General features: G+C 61.7%; 16 protein-coding genes. 12 read left to right on the top strand and 4 right to left on the bottom strand.

Translation table 11 applies throughout. The annotated features are described in order from the left end of the window. The 3 genes from KBC96_11570 to KBC96_11560 form a co-directional block, all read right to left on the bottom strand. On the bottom strand, positions 1-629 hold a 629-nt coding region (locus KBC96_11570), incomplete at its 3' end, for a 50S ribosome-binding GTPase (protein ID MBP6965035.1). 138 nt (positions 630-767) lie between these two features. Then, on the bottom strand, positions 768-3518 hold the full coding sequence (locus tag KBC96_11565) for a hypothetical protein (GenBank protein ID MBP6965034.1): 2751 nt from the start codon (positions 3516-3518) through the stop codon (positions 768-770). Further along, positions 3515-4210: a PEP-CTERM sorting domain-containing protein gene (locus KBC96_11560; protein ID MBP6965033.1), complete on the bottom strand. Its 696-nt coding sequence runs from the start codon at positions 4208-4210 to the stop codon at positions 3515-3517. Before KBC96_11560 ends, KBC96_11565 begins: the two co-directional genes overlap by 4 nt. A 258-nt stretch (positions 4211-4468) precedes the next feature. Here KBC96_11560 and trxA point away from each other — a divergent pair, with 258 nt between their 5' ends. From trxA to KBC96_11500, 12 genes are all read left to right on the top strand, one after another. Further along, positions 4469-4792, top strand: a complete 324-nt coding sequence (gene trxA, locus KBC96_11555; GenBank protein ID MBP6965032.1) for a thioredoxin — start codon at positions 4469-4471, stop codon at positions 4790-4792. Positions 4793-4999: 207 nt separating this feature from the next. Beyond that, complete coding sequence (gene ugpC, locus KBC96_11550) at positions 5000-6109, top strand: sn-glycerol-3-phosphate ABC transporter ATP-binding protein UgpC (GenBank protein ID MBP6965031.1); 1110 nt, start codon at positions 5000-5002, stop codon at positions 6107-6109. 70 nt (positions 6110-6179) lie between these two features. Then, positions 6180-7073: an SDR family oxidoreductase gene (locus tag KBC96_11545; protein ID MBP6965030.1), complete on the top strand. Its 894-nt coding sequence runs from the start codon at positions 6180-6182 to the stop codon at positions 7071-7073. Between the two features lie 110 nt (positions 7074-7183). Further along, complete coding sequence (locus tag KBC96_11540) at positions 7184-7372, top strand: transposase (GenBank protein MBP6965029.1); 189 nt, start codon at positions 7184-7186, stop codon at positions 7370-7372. A gap of 13 nt (positions 7373-7385) precedes the next feature. Then, entirely contained in the window at positions 7386-8720 is a 1335-nt protein-coding gene (locus KBC96_11535; protein MBP6965028.1) for an alpha-L-fucosidase, read from the top strand. A gap of 12 nt (positions 8721-8732) precedes the next feature. After that, the gene (locus tag KBC96_11530) at positions 8733-10031 is read left to right on the top strand and encodes an alpha-L-fucosidase (GenBank protein ID MBP6965027.1); all 1299 of its coding nucleotides are present in this window, start codon (positions 8733-8735) and stop codon (positions 10029-10031) included. A 65-nt stretch (positions 10032-10096) separates the two neighbouring features. Continuing rightward, on the top strand, positions 10097-11029 hold the full coding sequence (locus KBC96_11525) for an alpha/beta hydrolase (GenBank protein MBP6965026.1): 933 nt from the start codon (positions 10097-10099) through the stop codon (positions 11027-11029). Further along, a complete protein-coding gene (locus KBC96_11520; GenBank protein MBP6965025.1) occupies positions 11026-11988 on the top strand; it encodes an alpha/beta hydrolase in 963 nt (320 codons plus the stop codon). Before KBC96_11525 ends, KBC96_11520 begins: the two co-directional genes overlap by 4 nt. Before the next feature lie 158 nt (positions 11989-12146). Beyond that, complete coding sequence (locus KBC96_11515; protein ID MBP6965024.1) at positions 12147-14771, top strand: hypothetical protein; 2625 nt, start codon at positions 12147-12149, stop codon at positions 14769-14771. 4 nt (positions 14772-14775) lie between these two features. Further along, positions 14776-15231, top strand: coding sequence for a hypothetical protein (locus KBC96_11510; protein MBP6965023.1), 456 nt, complete (start codon positions 14776-14778; stop codon positions 15229-15231). A gap of 588 nt (positions 15232-15819) precedes the next feature. Beyond that, positions 15820-16965, top strand: coding sequence for a hypothetical protein (locus tag KBC96_11505; protein MBP6965022.1), 1146 nt, complete (start codon positions 15820-15822; stop codon positions 16963-16965). 301 nt (positions 16966-17266) lie between these two features. Next, positions 17267-17770, top strand: a complete 504-nt coding sequence (locus KBC96_11500; protein ID MBP6965021.1) for a methyltransferase domain-containing protein — start codon at positions 17267-17269, stop codon at positions 17768-17770. A gap of 114 nt (positions 17771-17884) precedes the next feature. Here KBC96_11500 and KBC96_11495 read toward each other — a convergent pair whose 3' ends face one another. Further along, positions 17885-18871: a glycoside hydrolase family 130 protein gene (locus KBC96_11495; GenBank protein MBP6965020.1), complete on the bottom strand. Its 987-nt coding sequence runs from the start codon at positions 18869-18871 to the stop codon at positions 17885-17887. Between the last annotated feature and the right edge of the window lie 152 nt (positions 18872-19023).

Genomic DNA, 19023 nt, shown 5'->3' with positions numbered 1-19023 from the left:
CCGACGTTGGCGACGATGATCATCGGCTTCAGAGTAAGGAAGTCGAAGCTGCGGATCATCTTGACCTCGTCGTTCGACAGGTCGAGTTCCTTGAGCGGCTTTTCGTTCTCGAGCTGGTCTCTGATCTTCTGCATCAGTTCCAGCTCCATCGTTTGCGGACTGCCGGGGATGATCTTCTTGCCGTGCAGGCCCTTCTCGATGCGCTCAATCCGCGTCTCGACCAGCGTGAGGTCGGCGAGCATCAGTTCGTCGTTCACCTTGCGGACGTCGCGCAGGGGATCGAGCCCGTTCTCGGGTGCGGGGTGAGAGGCGGTCTCGAACGCGCGTACGACGTGGATCAGCGCCTCGACGGCCCGGATGCCGGTGAAGAAGTCGGTGCCGAAACCTCTCTGCGTCTCCACCCCGATCGGCGCCGCGCCGTCTATGACCTCGATGTGCGCCGGGCTGACCTTCTTCGGCTTGCAGACCTGGACGATGTGGTCGAACCGCGCATCGGGTACGGTGATCGTCCCGATGTTAGCCTCCGACCGCTTGCCGCTGAACTCGGTGACGGGGGCCTCGCCGTGGGTGAGCGCGTTGAACAGGGTTGTCTTGCCGGTCGCCGGCAGCCCGATGATTCCTACCTTCACGTCAGTCTCCTAAGGGCGAAAACGCGGGCAACGACACTCTCCGCTGCCCGCGTACCTGCTGCTGATCTGCCCTGATTATATCAGATTCGGGGAGATGCTGCCCAGACACCGCGTTCCCGTGTGACCTGGGCCCTCGTCCTATTCCGCAGAATGGGGTACGATCAAGGCTAGATCATCTCTGAACGTGTTGATCCAGTAGCCGTGCCAGGGGTCAAGAGCTGTTGAGGCCGCATAATCGTCTTCGAGCCCCGCGTCATGCAAGCTTTGTGTCGAGCTGCTCCACCAGTACATGAGAGTGCTCAGCATTCCGTCGCCCCGAGCCTCTTCAACCGTTCGACTATACGTGCCGTCCGTGACCCGCACATCGCCGAAGCTTACTTGGTAGCTGAACGGGCACCCGATGATTCCCCACCCAGCCGATGGCAGACTGATGAGCGCGTCCCTATCGTCATTGTCGGTGATCGCTGAATAGGATATCTGATTCTCGTCCGTTTCGCAGATGTTCAGCCAGTAACCCGTGCCAATCAACAGATTGCCAAACTCGTCGGGGGTCCAGCTATCATAGGCAAACAGGCTCTGGACGGGGTTGTCCCAGCGGTACAGGTTCCCGCCGGCAATAGAGTCAGGGCACTCGTCGAACAGATCGGCGGGGTCAGGGTCCTCCGGAACCGCCGGCAGAGAGAGCAGGTTCCATGACATGTTGACCGGTCCATCCGGATCCGCGGACGTGACCATCGATGCCGTCGTTTCCGTGACGCTCGTCGCCAGGACCAGAGGGAAGAAGTCTCCGGTACCCGTCTGCGCTCGCAAGCTGCAGATGCCTTCGACAACAACCGGGTCGCCGACCGCCAGGCCCTGTGGCACCGAACTGGCGGACACCTCTACCCCGGCATAGTCGTCTGCGTCAACAACCGCGCTTCCGTCGTCGACGGTGACGGTGTTCGAGCCGATGCGGCTCACTGTTCCGATCAGGCTGACGAGCAGCCCTACGGTGTTGATACCATGCCCGCCGGTGACCCCGAGTTGACCGTAGCCCGTGCCCGATCCACCCTCCGGCAGGTAGTCGCCGCCGCCCGCTACCCCACAGGTAACCAGGAGCGGGTCGATCGTCGCAGTCGGCGTTGTGGTGGATAGCGATGTGGCGCTGATGTAGCGCTCTGAGTTGGTATCCGTGAGAATCGAACCGACGACGACGGACACCTCGTCGCCGACAGACAAGCCATGGTTTGCCTTGCTCACTCTGATCCCGAATAACCTGCGGTCGCGCTCTTCGAGGTAGAAGGTATCACTGTCTACCACATAGGTCACGATGCCGTTTACCAGGGTGACGCTGGTGCTGTCGGCACAGCGCTTGGGATTCTTATTGGCGGAGAACACCGAGTATACGCGGCTCACCACATCGCTTGCCAGGTAGCCGTCCGGCGGTGTGGCGTCGCGGTAGGTCCGGAAGTTGATCGTGCAGTCGTGGTCGATAGTCAGGCTTCCGTCGCCGTTCCCATCGAGTGCCACATATGGGGACGCAGGGGTCGGCGCCTTGGCGTCATAGTGCACGCGTGAGTTGCCCGGCAGGGAGAACTCCACATCGAACTCATCCTCGTACGTGCCGCTCGGGCTGTCATTCGTTCCCAGTGGCACGGGACATCTCGCATTGTTGTTGATGTTCAGGAAAGAGAAGCCGTAGATCTTCCACTTATGTCCGTCAGACTCACGAGTGAAACTGGGACCGCCCACATTGTACTCAGCCTCATCGGGCGTTTGAAACTTGATTGTCCGATAACTGGTCCCAGTGGCTGCGTCCTCATACCAAGTATCATAGGCCAGCATCCACAGGCGCTCTTGCCCTTGTTCAGTCACCCATTTGTAGCCAAAGATCGGGAACGAGTGGCGTCCCGTCGTTTCCTGGTTCGCGGAGTTCAACATGACTGCTGTGGCGATGACTGGCCGACCAGCATCGATCTCATTCGCGATATCCTCCTCCGTCACACCATTGTCGTCGTTCTTGTAACCCTTAACCGTCCTGCTATAATAATCCGCGACGCTATCGAACTGCGTCTGATCTCCAGCCGTCCTAGTTGTACAGTGGTAGCCGGCAAAGCGTACTATATAGTCACTCAGCCCATATATAGCATCAATATATGCGTAGGGTGTACTGCTAGGATTTGTGTATGGATATCTGGGAGGAAGGAACCTCTTGATGGCCCCATCCAGCGCGCTGAAACTGATCATGGAGCTGCCGTCCACCTGGCCCCGAAAGCGTGAGATGTTCGTTCCCATGAAGTCCGCCACACAGTCGTCAGTCGTGTGCGGGGTCCATCTGGGGCCTATCGGCGGCGTATTACTGTAGTAAGGGTCCTCCGTGCTGTACTCCGCCACGTAGTAGTCGTCGACATGGCCGAACGTCTCCCGCCCGAGGACACCTTGCTCCGTGGCGCTGAGCGAGCAACGGGATGGGTACTTGTTCCTAGCATCACCGGACTTCAGGAAGATACCATTGTCGTTTGGGTAGTTGCCTGTCGGGCAAAGAGCATCACTATCGTCAGCGTTTCTGAACATGCATGGAAAGCCCGCATTGTCATAGTAGCCGACCAACATGGCCCCAGCGGTAGGAACGCACCCGTATGACCAGAAGAAGCGCGGAAATGCTGGCAGAACCCTGTAGCCAGCCGGTGGGCAAGTGATCACCGGGCTAGGCACGGCGGCCAACGCACGCGGCGCAATGCCCCCAGCCGCCGAGTCGATGATGTCGTCTTCTGCCAGCGCACCTGCTGACAGCACGACAACACAGATCACCAGAAAGAGGAGATCTCGCAGTGACCGTCCTCTGAGGAAAGCATGCTGCCGATCTCTCTTCTCATGCCGTGCGCATGCAATGGTGAGTCCATCGCTCATTTCCTGCCCCTCCTTCTCATCGACGCGGCGGAACCTGCTAACGACGAGAGCGCCAGGCCCAGACACACCAGTGAAGATGGCTCAGGGATGACATGTAACACCATGTGTGGTCCTCCCGGGTCAATACTGCTGCCTACGCCTGCAACGATAGCGGGGGTTGTGGAGCCAAACGAACTCAATATCCAGGCCTCGTATCCTTCCGGAGCCGACAGCATGTCGACGTAGGCGGAGTACTCAGCCCCATACGGTGCGCAGACGTCCTCACAAAAGAAGAGACGCTGTCCGAGGAAATCAGACAGATCTGCAACGGCATCATGGGGCTGTTCCAGCTTCCACATGCCATACCCGCCGTTAGTCGTAGGCATCGATACTGATGTCAGGTGAAGATCAACCCATCCTGCGGCCGCGGAGTAGGGCGCGAGTTCGGCTCTATCAAACACGATAACACTCTCGTACACCAGATCGGTTGCCGCATCATAGCCGAACTGAAGACTCTGAGGGTTGAGAAGAAGCTCATGCGGCACACCTGGCTCTCCCAGCCTGCTGTAGTTTTGTTGGCTGACAATGAGCGTCGCTGTGCTGACGACTGGAAGGTCGTAGGTTGCCGCAATTGCATCATGCGCGGCAGCCGCGAACGACAACATGGCACAACACACAATCATCGAGAATTTGCACATCTGTCGTAGATTCATTTGAGTCCTCCTGTTCGATGCGATGCCTAGCGCTGACTATCCAGGTATATATACCCAATCTCAGCGTTAGCCGAACACAGTGGCAGTGTCTACCTGTCAATATGACCAGTGAGCAGGCAATTTGTCAACCAAGCGAAGCATCGATATTCGATCTCAGCGTACTCCATTCTTCCCATTCCTTGACAAGCCCCAGGGTCTGCAATACAATGAGCTTCAACCGCCCGGCGCACGGGATCGGTAGTTCAGGAGGAGTCTACAATGAGCAACGCCCAAGCGGTCACCGCCGACAACTTCGAGAAGGAAGTGCTTCAGTCCGAGATTCCCGTACTCGTTGATTTCTGGGCCGAATGGTGCGGTCCCTGCAGAGCGCTCGCGCCTACCGTGGACGAAATCGCGGAGGAGAACGCCGGCAAGCTGAAAGTCGTCAAGCTGGACACCGACAAGGCGCCGTCGGTCGCCGCGAAGTACGGCATCATGAGCATCCCTACGCTCATCCTCTTCAAGAACGGCGACATCGTGGAGCAGTTGATCGGCATGATGCCCAAGGCCGGAATCATGGCCAAAATCTCGCCTCACCTCTAGGCTCCGGAAAACATTTGTTGACACGGCGGATTGCGTGAGGCTATAATCTTCGACGGTGGGCGTAATCTCCGACCCAGGTTCCCGACATGACGCGCAGGCCTTGCCTGCGCTCGCATCGGGCGACCCGCCGGCCCAACGCAAAGCGCCTGCCATAGCGTTCGGGACTAGCGGCGACAAGTCGGTACAGCACTAGGAGGATCCGTACACATGGCTGGTGTGACACTGAGGAACCTGACCAAGACTTTCAAGAACGTCGTGGCAGTGAATAACGTGAGCCTGGAAATAGAGGACAAGGAGTTTCTCGTCCTCGTCGGGCCTTCCGGGTGCGGAAAGACCACATGCCTCCGGATGGTGGCCGGCCTCGAGGAGGCCACCGGCGGCGAGATCCTGATCGGCGACCGCCTGGTGAACGATGTCTCCCCGAAGGACCGCGACATAGCCATGGTCTTCCAGAACTACGCGCTCTACCCTCATATGAGCGTCTTCGACAACATGGCGTTCGGCCTCAAGCTCCGCAAGTTTCCGAGGGAGGAGATCAAGCGCCGCGTGCAGGAAGCCGGCCAGCTTCTCGGCCTCGGCGATCTTCTCGACCGCAAGCCGAAGCAGCTCTCCGGCGGTCAGAGGCAGAGAGTCGCCCTCGGGCGGGCGATAGTCCGCGAGCCGAAGGTCTTCCTTATGGATGAGCCGCTCTCGAACCTCGACGCCAAGCTCCGCGTGCAGACGCGCGCCGAGCTGATCAAGCTCCACCGCCGCCTCGGCATCACTACGATCTACGTCACGCACGACCAGGTCGAGGCGATGACGATGGGCGATCGGATCGTGGTCATGCGCGACGGCCTGGTGCAGCAGGTTGACACGCCGCTCGGCCTCTACAACAAGCCGGTCAACATGTTCGTCGCGGGATTCATCGGCACGCCGTCCATGAACTTCCTCGACGCGACCCTGCAGAAGGAAGGCGACAGGTACGTCGTTGACGCCGGTTGCTTCAAAGTCATGATACCGAAGGACAAGGACGGCGCCCGGTTCGACTCCTACGTCGGCAAGCCGGTCGTCTTCGGCGTCCGGCCGGAGGACATGTTCGACAAGAACATCGCCTCGCTCGTGACCCCGACTGAAGAGAACACGGTCAAGGTGATGGTTGACGTCATCGAGCCCATGGGCTCCATCGTGACCATGTACCTGACCTGCGGCCCGCACTCGCTGGTCGCCACCATTGACGCCGACACGAAGGCGAAGGAACTCCAGGAGATGGACATTATCCTCGACATGGAGAAGACTCACCTCTTCGACAAGGAGACCGAGGAAGCGATCAGCTAGAGACTGCATGATTGCGGTCTTCCAACGTGCAGTGGCCGGCCTCCGCGCCGGCCACTTTCATTGATGCCCTATGGCCAGACTGCTCGTAACAGGCGGAAGCGGGATGCTCGGCAGCTACGCGGCGGCCCAGGCGGCCGCCGCGGGATGGGACGTGACCGCGACCTGCTCCGGTAACGCGGTCGAGCTGCCGGGCGTCCGAGTCGAGCGGCTCGACATCAGCGATTCCGTACAGGTGACGGACGCGGTCGGGCGCATCCGCCCGGATGTCATCATCCACACGGCGGCACAGGCGAAGCCGGACGTCTGCGAGGAGAACAAGCGCCTCGCCTGGGATACCAACGTCGTCGGGACCGACAACCTGGCCCGCGCCGCCGAATGCGTCTGCGCCCACTTCGTCCATGTCTCGACCGACCTCGTCTTCAGCGGAGAGCAGAACCCCTACTCCGAGGGCGACCACCTCAGCCCGCCGAACTACTACGGCCTGACCAAGGCCGCCGCCGAAGCCGCCGTCCTCGCCTCCGAGATCGAGACCGCGATCGTCCGCACCTCGATCATCTACGGCCCGCGGATCTTCCCGAACCTGAACTCGTTCTCGGACAGGATCGTCGAGTCGCTTCGGGCCGGGAAGCCGATGACCGCGTTCACCGATCAGCGACGATGCCCGATCCCCGCGTCTAACCTGGCGGAGGTTCTGTTGGAGATCGCCGAACGGAGGCTCACGGGAGTCTTCCACGCGGCATGCCCGGAGTCGTCCACCCGCTACGAGTTCGCAGTGAAGGTCGCCGCGACATTCGGCCTCGACGCGTCGCTTATCGTTCCCGCTACGATGGACCAGGCACCCTCCCCCGCCTACCGCCCGAACATCCTGATCCTCGACACATCCGCGACCCAGGCCCGTCTCTCCACCCGGCTGCTCGGTTTTGCGGAAGGTATTCTAACGCTCGTTCAACGAACGTCACTGTAGGGGCGAAGCATTGGCCCTTCGAATACCGCAAACTTGACTTGATAATCGCCAATGCTTCGCCCCTACAGCTACCATCTCACGGGACTAAGCCGCAGTCAGTAGCAGCGATTGTGCAGAACTTCAAATCCGTGTCAACGCGCCGGATCAACAGGGTAAACCGCAGCCCCGGTCGAACAGTGTGGCAGCGCAACTACTACGAGCACGTCATCCGGAGCGAGAAGTCCTTGAATGCTATCCGCCGGTACATCGAGGTCAACCCTACCGGCTGGCTGAGAGACCCTGAATACACCAGTCCGTAACACGGAGGGATACATGCGTACGATCACCGTACTGATCATCCTGATCGCCACCATAGCATCCGCCCAGGCTGCGTACCAGCCTACCTGGGAATCGCTCGACGCGCGGCCGATCCCGGGGTGGTATGACGACGCCAAGTTCGGCATCTTCATCCACTGGGGCGTCTACTCCGTCCCCGCGTGGGGGCCGAAGGGGCAGTACTCCGAGTGGTACTGGCAGCACATGCAGAACAAGAACGGCGAGACCTGGAAGTACCACCTCGAGAAGTACGGCGAGAAGTTCCAGTACCAGGACTTCGCCCCGCAGTTCAAGGCCGAGCTGTTCGACCCCGACCAGTGGGCGGACATCTTCGCCCGCTCCGGCGCGAAGTACATCGTTCTGACGTCCAAGCACCACGAGGGATTCGCTCTATGGCCGAGCGCCGAATCGTGGAACTGGAACAGCGTTGATATCGGCCCGCACCGCGACCTCTGCGGCGACCTCACCAAGTCGGTGAAGGCGCGCGGCATCAAGATGGGCTTCTACTACTCCATGTACGAGTGGTTCAACCCGATCTATCGCTCCGACGTGAAGCGCTACGTCGAACAGCACATGCTCCCGCAGATGAAGGACCTCGTGGCGCGGTACCAGCCGTCGCTCGTCTGGACCGACGGCGAGTGGGGTCATCCGAGCGCGACCTGGCGGAGCACCGAGTTCATCGCGTGGCTCTACAACGAGTCGGCCGTCAAGGACGAGGTCGTGATTGACGACCGCTGGGGGAGCGACACCCGCGGCAAGCACGGCGGATTCTACACCACCGAATACGGTCACGGCGGGAACAACCCGGCTCTCGCCACGCACAAGTGGGAGGAGTGCCGGGGCATGGGCGCATCGTTCGGCTACAACCGCAACGAGGACCTCGGCGACTATAAGTCGGCGGCCGAGATGATCCACATGCTTGTGGACCTCGTCAGCAGGGGCGGCAACCTGCTGCTCGACATCGGCCCGACCGCCGACGGGCGCATCCCGGTCATCATGGAGCAGCGGCTCATCGAGATCGGCGATTGGCTGAAGGTCAACGGCGAGGCGATCTACGGCACGAAGCCCTGGCGGGTCGCTTCGGAGGGCGACGTCTGGTATACTTCCAAAGACGGCGCGGTCTATGCCGTCATCAAGCGCTGGCCGGGCAAGGAACTGGTCCTGACCACGCCGAAGTCTTCGAAGAGCACGACGGTCACGATGCTCGGCATCGCCCAACCGCTGAAATGGAAGAGCAGGGACGGCAAACTCACCATCCAGGTCCCGCAGATGTCGGTGGACGAAGTGCCCTGCCGCCACGCTTATGCCTTCAAGCTCACCGGGGTGGACTGACAAGGAGAAAGCATGTACCAACCCAAATGGGAATCGCTCGACAAGCGGCCCGTGCCTCGCTGGGTAGACGACGCCAAGTTCGGCATCTTCATCCACTGGGGAGTCTATTCCGTCCCCGCCTGGGCGCCGACCGGCGGCGCGGCGGACAGCTATGCCGAGTGGTACTGGCACCACATGAACGATCCGAAGCATCCGACCCACAAGCGGCACCCGGAGGTCTACGGCGAGAAGTTCCGGTACCAGGACTTCGCCCCGCAGTTCAAGGCCGAGATGTTCGATCCCGACCGGTGGGCCGACCTCTTCGACCGGGCGGGCGCGAAGTACATCGTCCTTACCTCCAAGCACCACGACGCATTCTGCCTCTGGCCGAGCAGGCACAGTTGGAACTGGAACAGCGTTGACATCGGCCCTCATCGCGACATCTGCGGCGACCTGTCGGGGGCGGTCAAGGCGCGGGGCATCAAGATGGGCTTCTACTACTCGCTCTATGAGTGGTACAACCCCGATTACCTCCACGACCTCCCGCGGTACGTGGACGAGCACATGATCCCGCAGATGAAGGACCTCGTGACCCGGTACGAGCCTTCGCTCGTCTGGACCGACGGCGAGTGGGAGAAACCGAGCGAGGACTGGAAGAGCGTCGAGTTCCTCGCGTGGCTCTTCAATGAGTCGCCCGTGAAGGATGAGGTGGCGGTCAACGACCGGTGGGGCAAGGAGACTCGGAGCGCCCACGGCGGCTACTTCACCACCGAGTACGGCCAGATCCATCTCGGCGCGGATCTCACCCTCGCCGAGAACCGCAAGTGGGAGGAGTGCCGCGGCATCGGCGCGTCGTTCGGCTTCAACCGAAATGAGCGCCTGGAGGACTACAAGTCCGCGAAGGAACTGATCCACCTGCTGGTCGAGACGGTCAGCAATGGCGGCAACCTGCTCCTCGACATCGGTCCCGCCGCCGACGGCACGATCCCGGTCATCATGGAGGAGCGCCTCCTCCAGATCGGCGACTGGCTGAAGGTCAACGGCGAGGCGATCTACGGCACGAAGCAGTGGCGGGTCTCCTCGGAAGGAGACGTGTGCTACACGGCGAAGGACGGCGCGCTCTATGCGATCGTCAAGCGTTGGCCGGGCCAGGAACTCGTGCTCAGCGCCCCGAAGCCGTCGCCGAACGCGACCGTCGAGATGCTCGGCATGCCCGGCCCCCTCAAGTGGGGCGCCAGGGACGGCAAGATGGTCATCGTCGTCCCGCAGATCGCGCCTGATGAGCTTCCGCGCGAGCATGCGTACGTCTTCAAGCTGACCGGCGTGGAGTAGGGCGCCTGAACAATCCATCTCGCCGGCCGTCTTGGTGAGTAGCCGTACCCGAAGGAAGTGATACCATGAAAAGACACCTCAGACTCAGTCTCGCCGTCCTGATCGCCCTCTTGATCTGCATCCCCGCGCTCGTGCAGGGACAGCAGATTCCATCTGACGTGGAAGTCATCCGCGACGTGGAGTACGGCAAGGGCGGCGACGTATCCCTGAAGCTCGATATCGTGCGACCTAAGGCCCAGCCGAAGGATCCGATGCCGGTGGTAATCTTCATCCACGGCGGCGGATGGTCGGCCGGCGACAAGCAGGGCGGCATGCCGCACCTGATCCCGCTCGCACAGAAAGGCTATTTCTGCGCCACGATCAACTACCGGCTTACCGGCATTGCCCCGTTCCCCGCTCAGATCGAGGACTGCAAGTGCGCGATCCGCTGGATGCGCGCTCATGCGAAGCAGTACAACGCCGACCCGAAGCGCATCGGAGTGTGGGGCGGTTCGGCCGGGGGACACCTCGTCGCGCTGCTCGGCACTTCCGCCGGCCGAAGGGAACTGGAGGGAAGAGGCGGATGGGCCGGCTACTCCAGCCGCGTTCAGGCCGTCTGCGACTGGTTCGGCCCGACCGACTTCCTCTACTGGGCCGAGGAAGTGACCAAGAAGGGGATCGATATCGTGAAGCTGGAGAACGAGGTGGCCGGTGGAGTGATCTCCAAGCTGTTCGGCGGGCCGTTCTCCGAGAAGCGGGACGTTGCGAGGCAGGCCGGCCCGATCACCTATGTCTCGAAGGACGACCCGCCCTTTCTTATCATGCACGGCGACCAGGACCCGCTCGTCCCGTTGAGCCAGAGCCAGGTCTTCTACGACGCGCTCAAGAAGACCGGAGTCGACGCCACGCTGAAGGTATTGGAGGGCGCGGGCCACGGCTTCGGCCCGAAGTATGACGCGGACAAGACCGTCGCCGAGTTCTTCGACAAACACCTGCGAAAAGGGAGCAACCCGAAATGATCAAGCTGAATCTGTTTGTCTCCGTTCTGGCGGTCCTGCTTCTCGCGGTCGGCGCGCTGAAGGCGCAGGAAGCGGCAGACGAACCCGCGCCCAAGCCGGAGTGGCAGGTTCCGGACGGCATGGAACTCCTCCGGGATATCCAGTACGCGAGGGACGACCATCCCAAGCACAGGCTGGACATACTGCGCCTGAAGGACGCCCCGAAGGACCCGATGCCGGTACTGGTGTGGATTCACGGCGGCGGCTTCACGGGAGGCAGCAAGACGTCGGGCTACCCGCGCCTGATGCGCTTCGTCAAACGCGGATATCTCGGAGTCACGATAGACTACCGACTCGGCGGCGAGGTCGCCTTCCCGGAACACCTCCAGGACTGCAAGTGCGCCATCCGGTTCCTCCGCGCCCATGCGAAGGAGTACAATCTCGACCCGCGCCGCATCGGCGTGTGGGGCAGTTCGGCAGGGGGCAACCTCGTCGCGATGCTCGGCGTCACCGGCGGCATCAGGGAGTTCGAGGGCAAGAGCGGCTGGCCTGGGTACTCGAGCCGCGTTCAGGCCGTGCTGGAGTACTTCGGCATGACCGACTTCCTTGCGATCTACGAGCTGGCGAAGGCGGGGAAGTCCACGGAGCGCTTCCTGCCCATGGACGGGAACGAGTCTATCTCCCGCCTGCTCGGCGTGGAGAAGTACTTCGAGCACCCGGACCTGTGCAGAAAGGCCAGCCCGACAACCTACGCCTCGAAGGACGACGCGCCGTTCTACATATTCCACGGCGACCAGGACCCTCTGACGCCCGCGAGCCAGGGTGAGCTGCTAAACAAGGTCCTCAGAGCGGCGGGCGTCGAGTCGGACTTCTACCTCGTGAAGGGCGGCAGGCACGGGTGGCCCCCCCGCGCGGATGTGGACGACAAGGTGGACGCATTCCTGGACAAGCACCTGAAGCCGAAAACAGGCGTGAAGTAGGCCATCTCTCGATATGGTTTCCAGTGAAACCTGCTCGAGACTGGACGGTTCTGGCCTGGGGACACCCCCACCGTTCTCCTCGAGTAGCCCGCAGGGCATATCGAGAGGCTCGCCGAATGTACCGCAGACAGACCGATCTCAGAAACCGGTGAGCAATCATGCGAATACTCCATGCCGGGATACTCACCTGCCTCCTGGCGCCGAGCGTGTTCTGCGCCGGGCAGACCGACTATGTCCTGTGTTCCGATCCCGCTTCCGAGAAGGCGCACGGACTACGGGAGTCCGGCTCCAGGATCGAGCGGTGCGGCGGAAACATAGGCCTGCGGAGCGAGTTCTACCTCTGCCGGACGACGCCCGCGATCGTCCCCGAGCCGAAGAACCTGGCGCTGAATGTCGCCAAGGAGGGCTTTCCGCGCCCGGCCGCCAGCAGCACGTCCCCCGGCTATGACGTCTGGGGCCCGCTCGACGGCGGCGATGGGACGTGGACCAACGTCCACACCGACGAGAAGGAGTCCACTTGGGACCTCGACTTCGGTAAGCCCGTCGTCGTCGGCAAGGTGATGGTCAAGACCTGGGCGAGTTACCCTCTGAGCGACTTCGACCTGCTGTTCTGGGACGACAAGGCCGGCGGATGGCACGCCAACCCGCTCGCGGCCGTGCGGGGGAACAAGGGTCCGCTCATCACCCTTCCGGGACTCGGCGTCACCACCAGCAGGCTGCGGATGCGGTGCATCAACGGCCCGAAGCACCAGGCTATCTACCGCCGAATCCAGGAGTTCGAGGTCTATGCGCCGCCCGCGCCCGTCAAGCCCTTCAGACCGAGCGAGATCAGCTACCGGATGAAGGTCCCGGCGTCCGGCACGTGGACGCTCGAGGTCCAGGAGGTCAACGACGAGCGCCGCAACGGCGACCGCACCCGCTACCGCGTGCTGGTGGACGGCAAGTCGGTCTACCTGCGAGACTTCGCGGACGACGGCCCCGGCCTGATGACCTACTTCGTGGACATCCCCGCAACTGGCAAGTCGGCGGCCACGATCACACTCCGGGACACGTCCGGTTACGGGATGCGCATCCGGTCGCTTCGGGTATACGACGGTTTTGAGACCTACTGCGAGCAGAACCGCTTCATGCTTCCGATGGTCATCTGCCCGAGGTTCACACGCTTCGACGCCGCCAAGCACTCCGAGGAGATGGACCGCTGGATCGAGGTCTTCGAGCGGGCGGGCGCGCGCGACTCGATCGGGTTCGCGGTGGACTTCGCCTACCTCCAGAAGGGGCCGGAGCAGATGCAGGCGCTTGCCGACTCCATAGGCAAGCTCATCATCGAGAAGAACGTGCCCTTCGTCCCCGGCTACCCTACGACATGGTCGTTCACGCCGCTCCGGACCCCCGACGGCAAGGGGAAGACTTTGGGCGCGATCGAGTACCAGCAGATCGCCTGGAGCAAGTTCGACGAGTATCACGATCCCGGCCTGAAGGAGTACATGGACTCCTGCAAGCCCGGCTGGTACGACGTCCACTACGGCCTCACCACGCCGAACCACTGGGCGAGCACCCCCTGGCTCACCATGAACGACCCTGTGCTGAACGAGGCGCGCTCCAAAGGCATCGCCGACGCCATCAGGAAGCTCAATCCCTGGCTCATGGCGATGGAGCAGGCGGGGATGGGCGGCAACCTCCTCGGCATGATCGGCGAGGACGAGCCGGTCTACTGGACGAAGATCGTGGACGTCTTCGAGGACGGCTACGGCCGCGTGAATAACGGCGTGCCCCGCCTCGATATGCTCGTGGACTTCAACTGGGGGGTTATCCGGGACGCCGCGAAGGACGGGGTGAACCTCGATCCGTCCGACGGCCTCGACGCGCGGGAGAAGATGTGGCTGCACCTCAATCCCACGCATTTCAACCGCATGATCTCGAACACTATGCGAGAGAACCTCCGCAAGGAGGCGATCGTCGTCGAGGGCGACCGTATCGAGTTCCCGAAGGACGACCGCGCGGCGAGCAACTACGTCTACTGGGTCGGCGGCAAGGGCTACCCGCTCGACGACCGGTTCCACCCGATCTGGGAGCAGGCGGTCTACCCCGAGGCCGGGGTCGGGCTCGGCGGCGATCCGTCGGACTACCTTCGCGCCCGGGAGATTGGGCGGGCGGCGTGTTCCGACTACGAGAGCCACGGCGACGACAACGCCTACAGGTTCATCCCGAACCTCTGCGGCATGTACGAGAACGGCTGCCGATTCTCTCACCATACGAACCAGGGCGAGCCTGAGAGCTGGGCGCCGATAGCCCGGATGCTCGCGCACCCGACACCGGAGATGGTTCGCAGGCGCATGGAGAGCCTGCTGATCTCCTGGCGCAGGGATACCATCAACCTGATCGAGGAGATGAAGGGCACGGGCCGCCCCGACCTGCTCCGAAACGCCCGGAAGCTCCTCGACGAGGGACGATACCGCGACGCCTACGAGGAGGCGCTCAAGGCGAAGGCGATCGCGCTCCCGGCGAACTACCGGATCAAGGGCTCCGGCACGCTCTGGCCCTACGACATCTCGATCACCGGCTCGTCGGTCGAGGCCGCGTTGCGCGGGGCAGGCAAGGACTTCGCGGTTGACATCCGGTCCGCCGGGGCATTCACCCTGACCGCGAAGGGTCTCCCGCCGGGCGCGCGGCTCGTCCTCCGCGAGACCGGTTTCACCGAAGGCGCCACCTTCCGCGCCGACTCGACCGGGGCGATCAGGGTCGAGGTTTCCGCGGGGAGCTACACGCTCGAGACCAGGAGGTAACACGATGCGGTATTCGATGTTCTCACTCATGTTAGCCGCGATCATCGTCTCGGGATGCAAGCCGCCGGCGGCGCCGGTACAGAAGCCGCCTGCTCCCGCGCCGGTCGTAGACGCCGGGCAGAGCTGGAAGGACTTCACCGCCGTCGCGCGCCTGAAGTGCGAGTCCGACCCCGGATGCACGCTCGACTACGAGAAACTGCACGAGTACGAGGGGCACTACTACGGGGCGATGATCATCGGCTACAAGGACAGCGAGTACTACCTGAACCTGTATCGTTTCGACCCCAAGGAGGTGAAGTGGGTTGACAGCCCGCGGAGCACGTCGGACGTCGGCTACGAGGATGTGGACGTGCCGGCATCCTCCGACCGGTGGGGCGTCCCCCGCGAGGTGATCCAGGGCTGGATTGACGAGGCGGACAAGACGGTGAAGGAGGTCTACTCGAAGCGGTCCTCGACCTGAAGGACGAGGCGAGGCGCACCTCAAGCAGGCTGAAGCGAGCTTCCTTCCGATCTGTGACACTACGAGCCTGCTTCAGCTCGCTTTGCACCCGACTTGCCTAAGGATTCTATTCCCAGGCTTCGGTCCTAGACGGTGAGCGCTCTTTCTTGTTGGAAGTGTGACATCGTGCTCGCGATCGCTGGACAGTGCACCAGGGTAGCAGATGCTTCGATCATGTGAATCAGGAGCAGACACCTGCGGGGCCATCTGCAGGATTGAGGGAGCAAGAGTATGGGGTATAATATTGAGGGCGGAATGTATACTGGCGGCGGAACGAGTATACTTTTCGAGAGTGCACATTGTCCTACTTGCGCCAATCCGCTCAACACCGGCCGATCGGAGTAACCTTTGAGGCCCATTCAAGATACCCTGCTAGGAGCTTATGCTGTGCGCCGACCATTGGTAATTCTAGTGGGTATGGTATCTGCACTAGTGTTATCGTTGCTCGCTGGCTGCGGCAGCCACTCCGGCGGATCGGTGACGGGTAGCGCATCCATATCTGTTGCCTGGCCCGAACCCTCAGGACCTATACCGGAAGCCGCTCTGAGCGTGAGAATCGAGATCAGGAGCGGTGCACAGGTGATCGCAAGCGCCGTCTTAGATCGTCTGGAAGACGAAGACGAGTCCACGGTGAGTTTCGAAGACCTGCCCCCGGGTAACCTGGCTGCGGTTGCGACTGCCTATGGACAGCCCGGAGCTGTCGGGACGCCGGTTGCCAGTTGTACGGAGCCGTTCGCGCTACAAGCTGGGCAGCACAAGAGCCTGAGTCTTGCCGTGTGGACCGATGTGGAGCCCGTAACCACCGGCGTTGCAGCCGCTGGGACTGAGCCGGATATCACGTCGGCATTCGATGACGGAGGCGTATTCATCGGCTGGAACGATTTTGTGGGCATCAGGTCCTCTGATATCGTCGAGTACCATGTCTGGCGCGACGTTTACGGCAACTATATTCAATCAGACGGAGATTCTACACTTGCATGCCCGGTTCTTGTGCCTGACGTAGTTACTGCTGTTCCGTACAGTGGCGGCATAGGCCATTTTGACCATCATTCCATTGACGATACCGCAACGCGGTTGGATTACACCTGGTACTGCTTCGGAACTGACGGCGAACTGGCACAGTGCACTCAGGAAACCATGCCTGGCATCACCGTGGGCAAGACTCACCACTACTGGATCTCCGCGGTGTATCGCGTCATAAGCTCGACTGACGGCAGAGTGGTTTACAGGGAGACCACTCCCGTCTACCTCGGAAGCGCTACTTATGTCTCTCCTCCGGCATGCCGCAGCGCGGTTCCCGCAGCAGGTCCGCCTCTCATTAGCGTCACATTTAACTGGGAGTTGTCTCAGGGCGCGGACCGCTACCGTGTCGAAGTATCAACAAGTGACCAGTTCATTCGCGCTAAGACTGTCTGCGTTGACGTAGATCGTAGTGCGAGCCAACTGACGGTTGACTTGAGCAACTGTTCGGAACTGGGGGGTGTTGCGGACGGTCAGAGGTTGTTCTGGCGCGTGGGCGCCAAGAACAGCAATGACAGCCCAGGTCCGCTTCCGTCAGGTACTGGCAGTTCCGTGGCGAAGACTGGAGCTAAGAACACTAGGTACATATACTCCACTGAGCCAGGCCAGTTCACCGTGGGTGAGGACTCAGATGATCCGGGCGGTGGCGACCCTCCACCGCCTCCTGACATATGAACCGACATAGGTGCTATTCGCATTGGCGATGAAGCAGATGTTCAAATCTATCGTCCCCAGCAGCGGGTTGCGTTGGGTTCGCAAGATCAGGCGTCAGATAGAATGCCTTTCCCTTCGCGGCGGGGAGTTCCAGTGTCCGATCTGCGATCGTCGGTTTCGACGGTTCGCACCCCAACGAGTTGTGCAATCCGATCGCTCTGTTGTCCGCCTGGGTGCTCGGTGTCCCGGATGTGGGGCGCTAGAACGGCATAGGCTCGTTTGGCTCTACCTGAGGACGTGTACCCCACTTTTCGAGAACCAGTTGAGCTTACTGCATATTGCCCCCGAACAGTGCTTCTCCGACCATCTGAGGCTGATCCCGGACCTCACCTATCTAGCGGGCGACCTGGCAGAGAAGCCTGCGATAGACTTCCGGATGGATCTGTGCGACATACCGATGCAGACTGAGCACCTTGACGGCATCCTGTGCCTGCACGTGCTCGAACATATTCCCGATGACGCTAAGGCGATGTCGGAGATGTATCGGGTGCTAAAGAACGGCGGATGGGCCGTGGTGATGGTCCCCACGGACGGACAGCGGACAATCGAGGCTCTGGACGCATACACGCCAGCGCAGCGGATCAGGCTTTTCGGGCAGGCCGATCACGTCCGGCAGTACGGAAGCGATATCCTCGAGCGGCTCTCAAGAGTCGGTTTTGAGGTCGCCGTCATTAGGCCGGAGCAGTGGCTGGATGCAACGACCATAAGGACCTACGGACTGTCAGGCGAGATAATACACCGCTGCACCAAGCGGTCCTCGACCTGAAGGACGAGGCGAGGCGCACGTCAAGCAGGCTGAAGCAAGCCGAGAGACAGCAGTACAGTAAGCCTGCTTCAGCTCGCTTTGCACCTGACTTGCCTGGGGATTCCATTCCCAGGTTCACGCACCGCAGAGGGCCAGGAGATCCGCGACGTCCGCCGTCGCCAGGCACTCGACGGTGTCCGCCGCTCCGTAGTAGAGCTTCACCTCGCCCGAGTCATCCAGCACCATCCCGCCGGGGAAGATCACATTGGTTCGGAAACCCTCCTCTACCTCATACGGCGTCTCCGGCGCGAGGAGCGGCTCCTTGTACAGCCCTATCACCTTCGACGGGTCGTCCAGCTCGAGCAGCATAATCCCCGCCGTGTAGCGCTTTCTCCACACCGGCTCCCAGCCGTTCTTCCCGCGCGAAGGATCGGCGTCCACCGCATGGAACGACGTCAGCCACCCCTTCGGCGTCTTGACCGGCGGCGCGGCGGGCCCGGTCTTCGTGTTGGCGAACGGCACGTCCTCGACCGCCAGCAGGAGGTTCGAGTTGCCCCAGTACTTCAGGTCGGCCGAGTCGGAGATCCACGTGTCGAAGCGCTCCCCACCCCGGCTGTAGACCGGGAACGGGCGCTCGAGCCGGACGTACATCCCACCGATCTTCTCGGGGAAGAGCACCATGTTGCGGTTGTCCGGCACGGACATCGAGATGATCTCGAACTTGTCGAAGTCGTCGGTCACCGCGATCCCGCCACGGACGCCGTGCCGGGTGTCCACCGCGAAGCACATGTAGACGCGGCCGTCCATCACCGTGAGTCGCGGATCGTATGCCCGGCTGATCTCAGCGTCCTGCAGTTCCCAGCAGGGTGTGGGGGACACCTCCCACTCGATGCCGTCGCCGCTGAACGCGAGCCCGAGGTTCGTCCCCTCGAACCGGTGAGGCTGGAACTCGCCGTAGTCGTTGCGGAAGACCATGACGTACCGGCCCTGGTACTTCGTCACTCCCGCATTGAAGATCAGGTTCGCCTTGTATGGGATATCCTTGCGGGAGAGCACGGGGTTGCCGGGATACCGCTTCATCACCGGGCTCGATTTCAGTTCGCCGATCAACGGTTCGGGCATGGGGTTCCTCCTGGGATGATGCTGACTCCAATGATGCCCCGGTTAGCGCCCAAAGTCAAGGGCGCGCCCCGCCCCGGTATTTATACCAGTTGACGGTCACTCCTGCCGATGATAGAGTGTGGTACCGTGCCCGCCGGCACGGCGGAGGTTGA

The organism is Armatimonadota bacterium, from assembly GCA_017993055.1.
In the GTDB taxonomy this organism is placed as follows: Bacteria; Armatimonadota; UBA5829; order DTJY01; family DTJY01; genus JAGONM01.
This window is presented reverse-complemented; position numbering and strand designations above follow the sequence as displayed.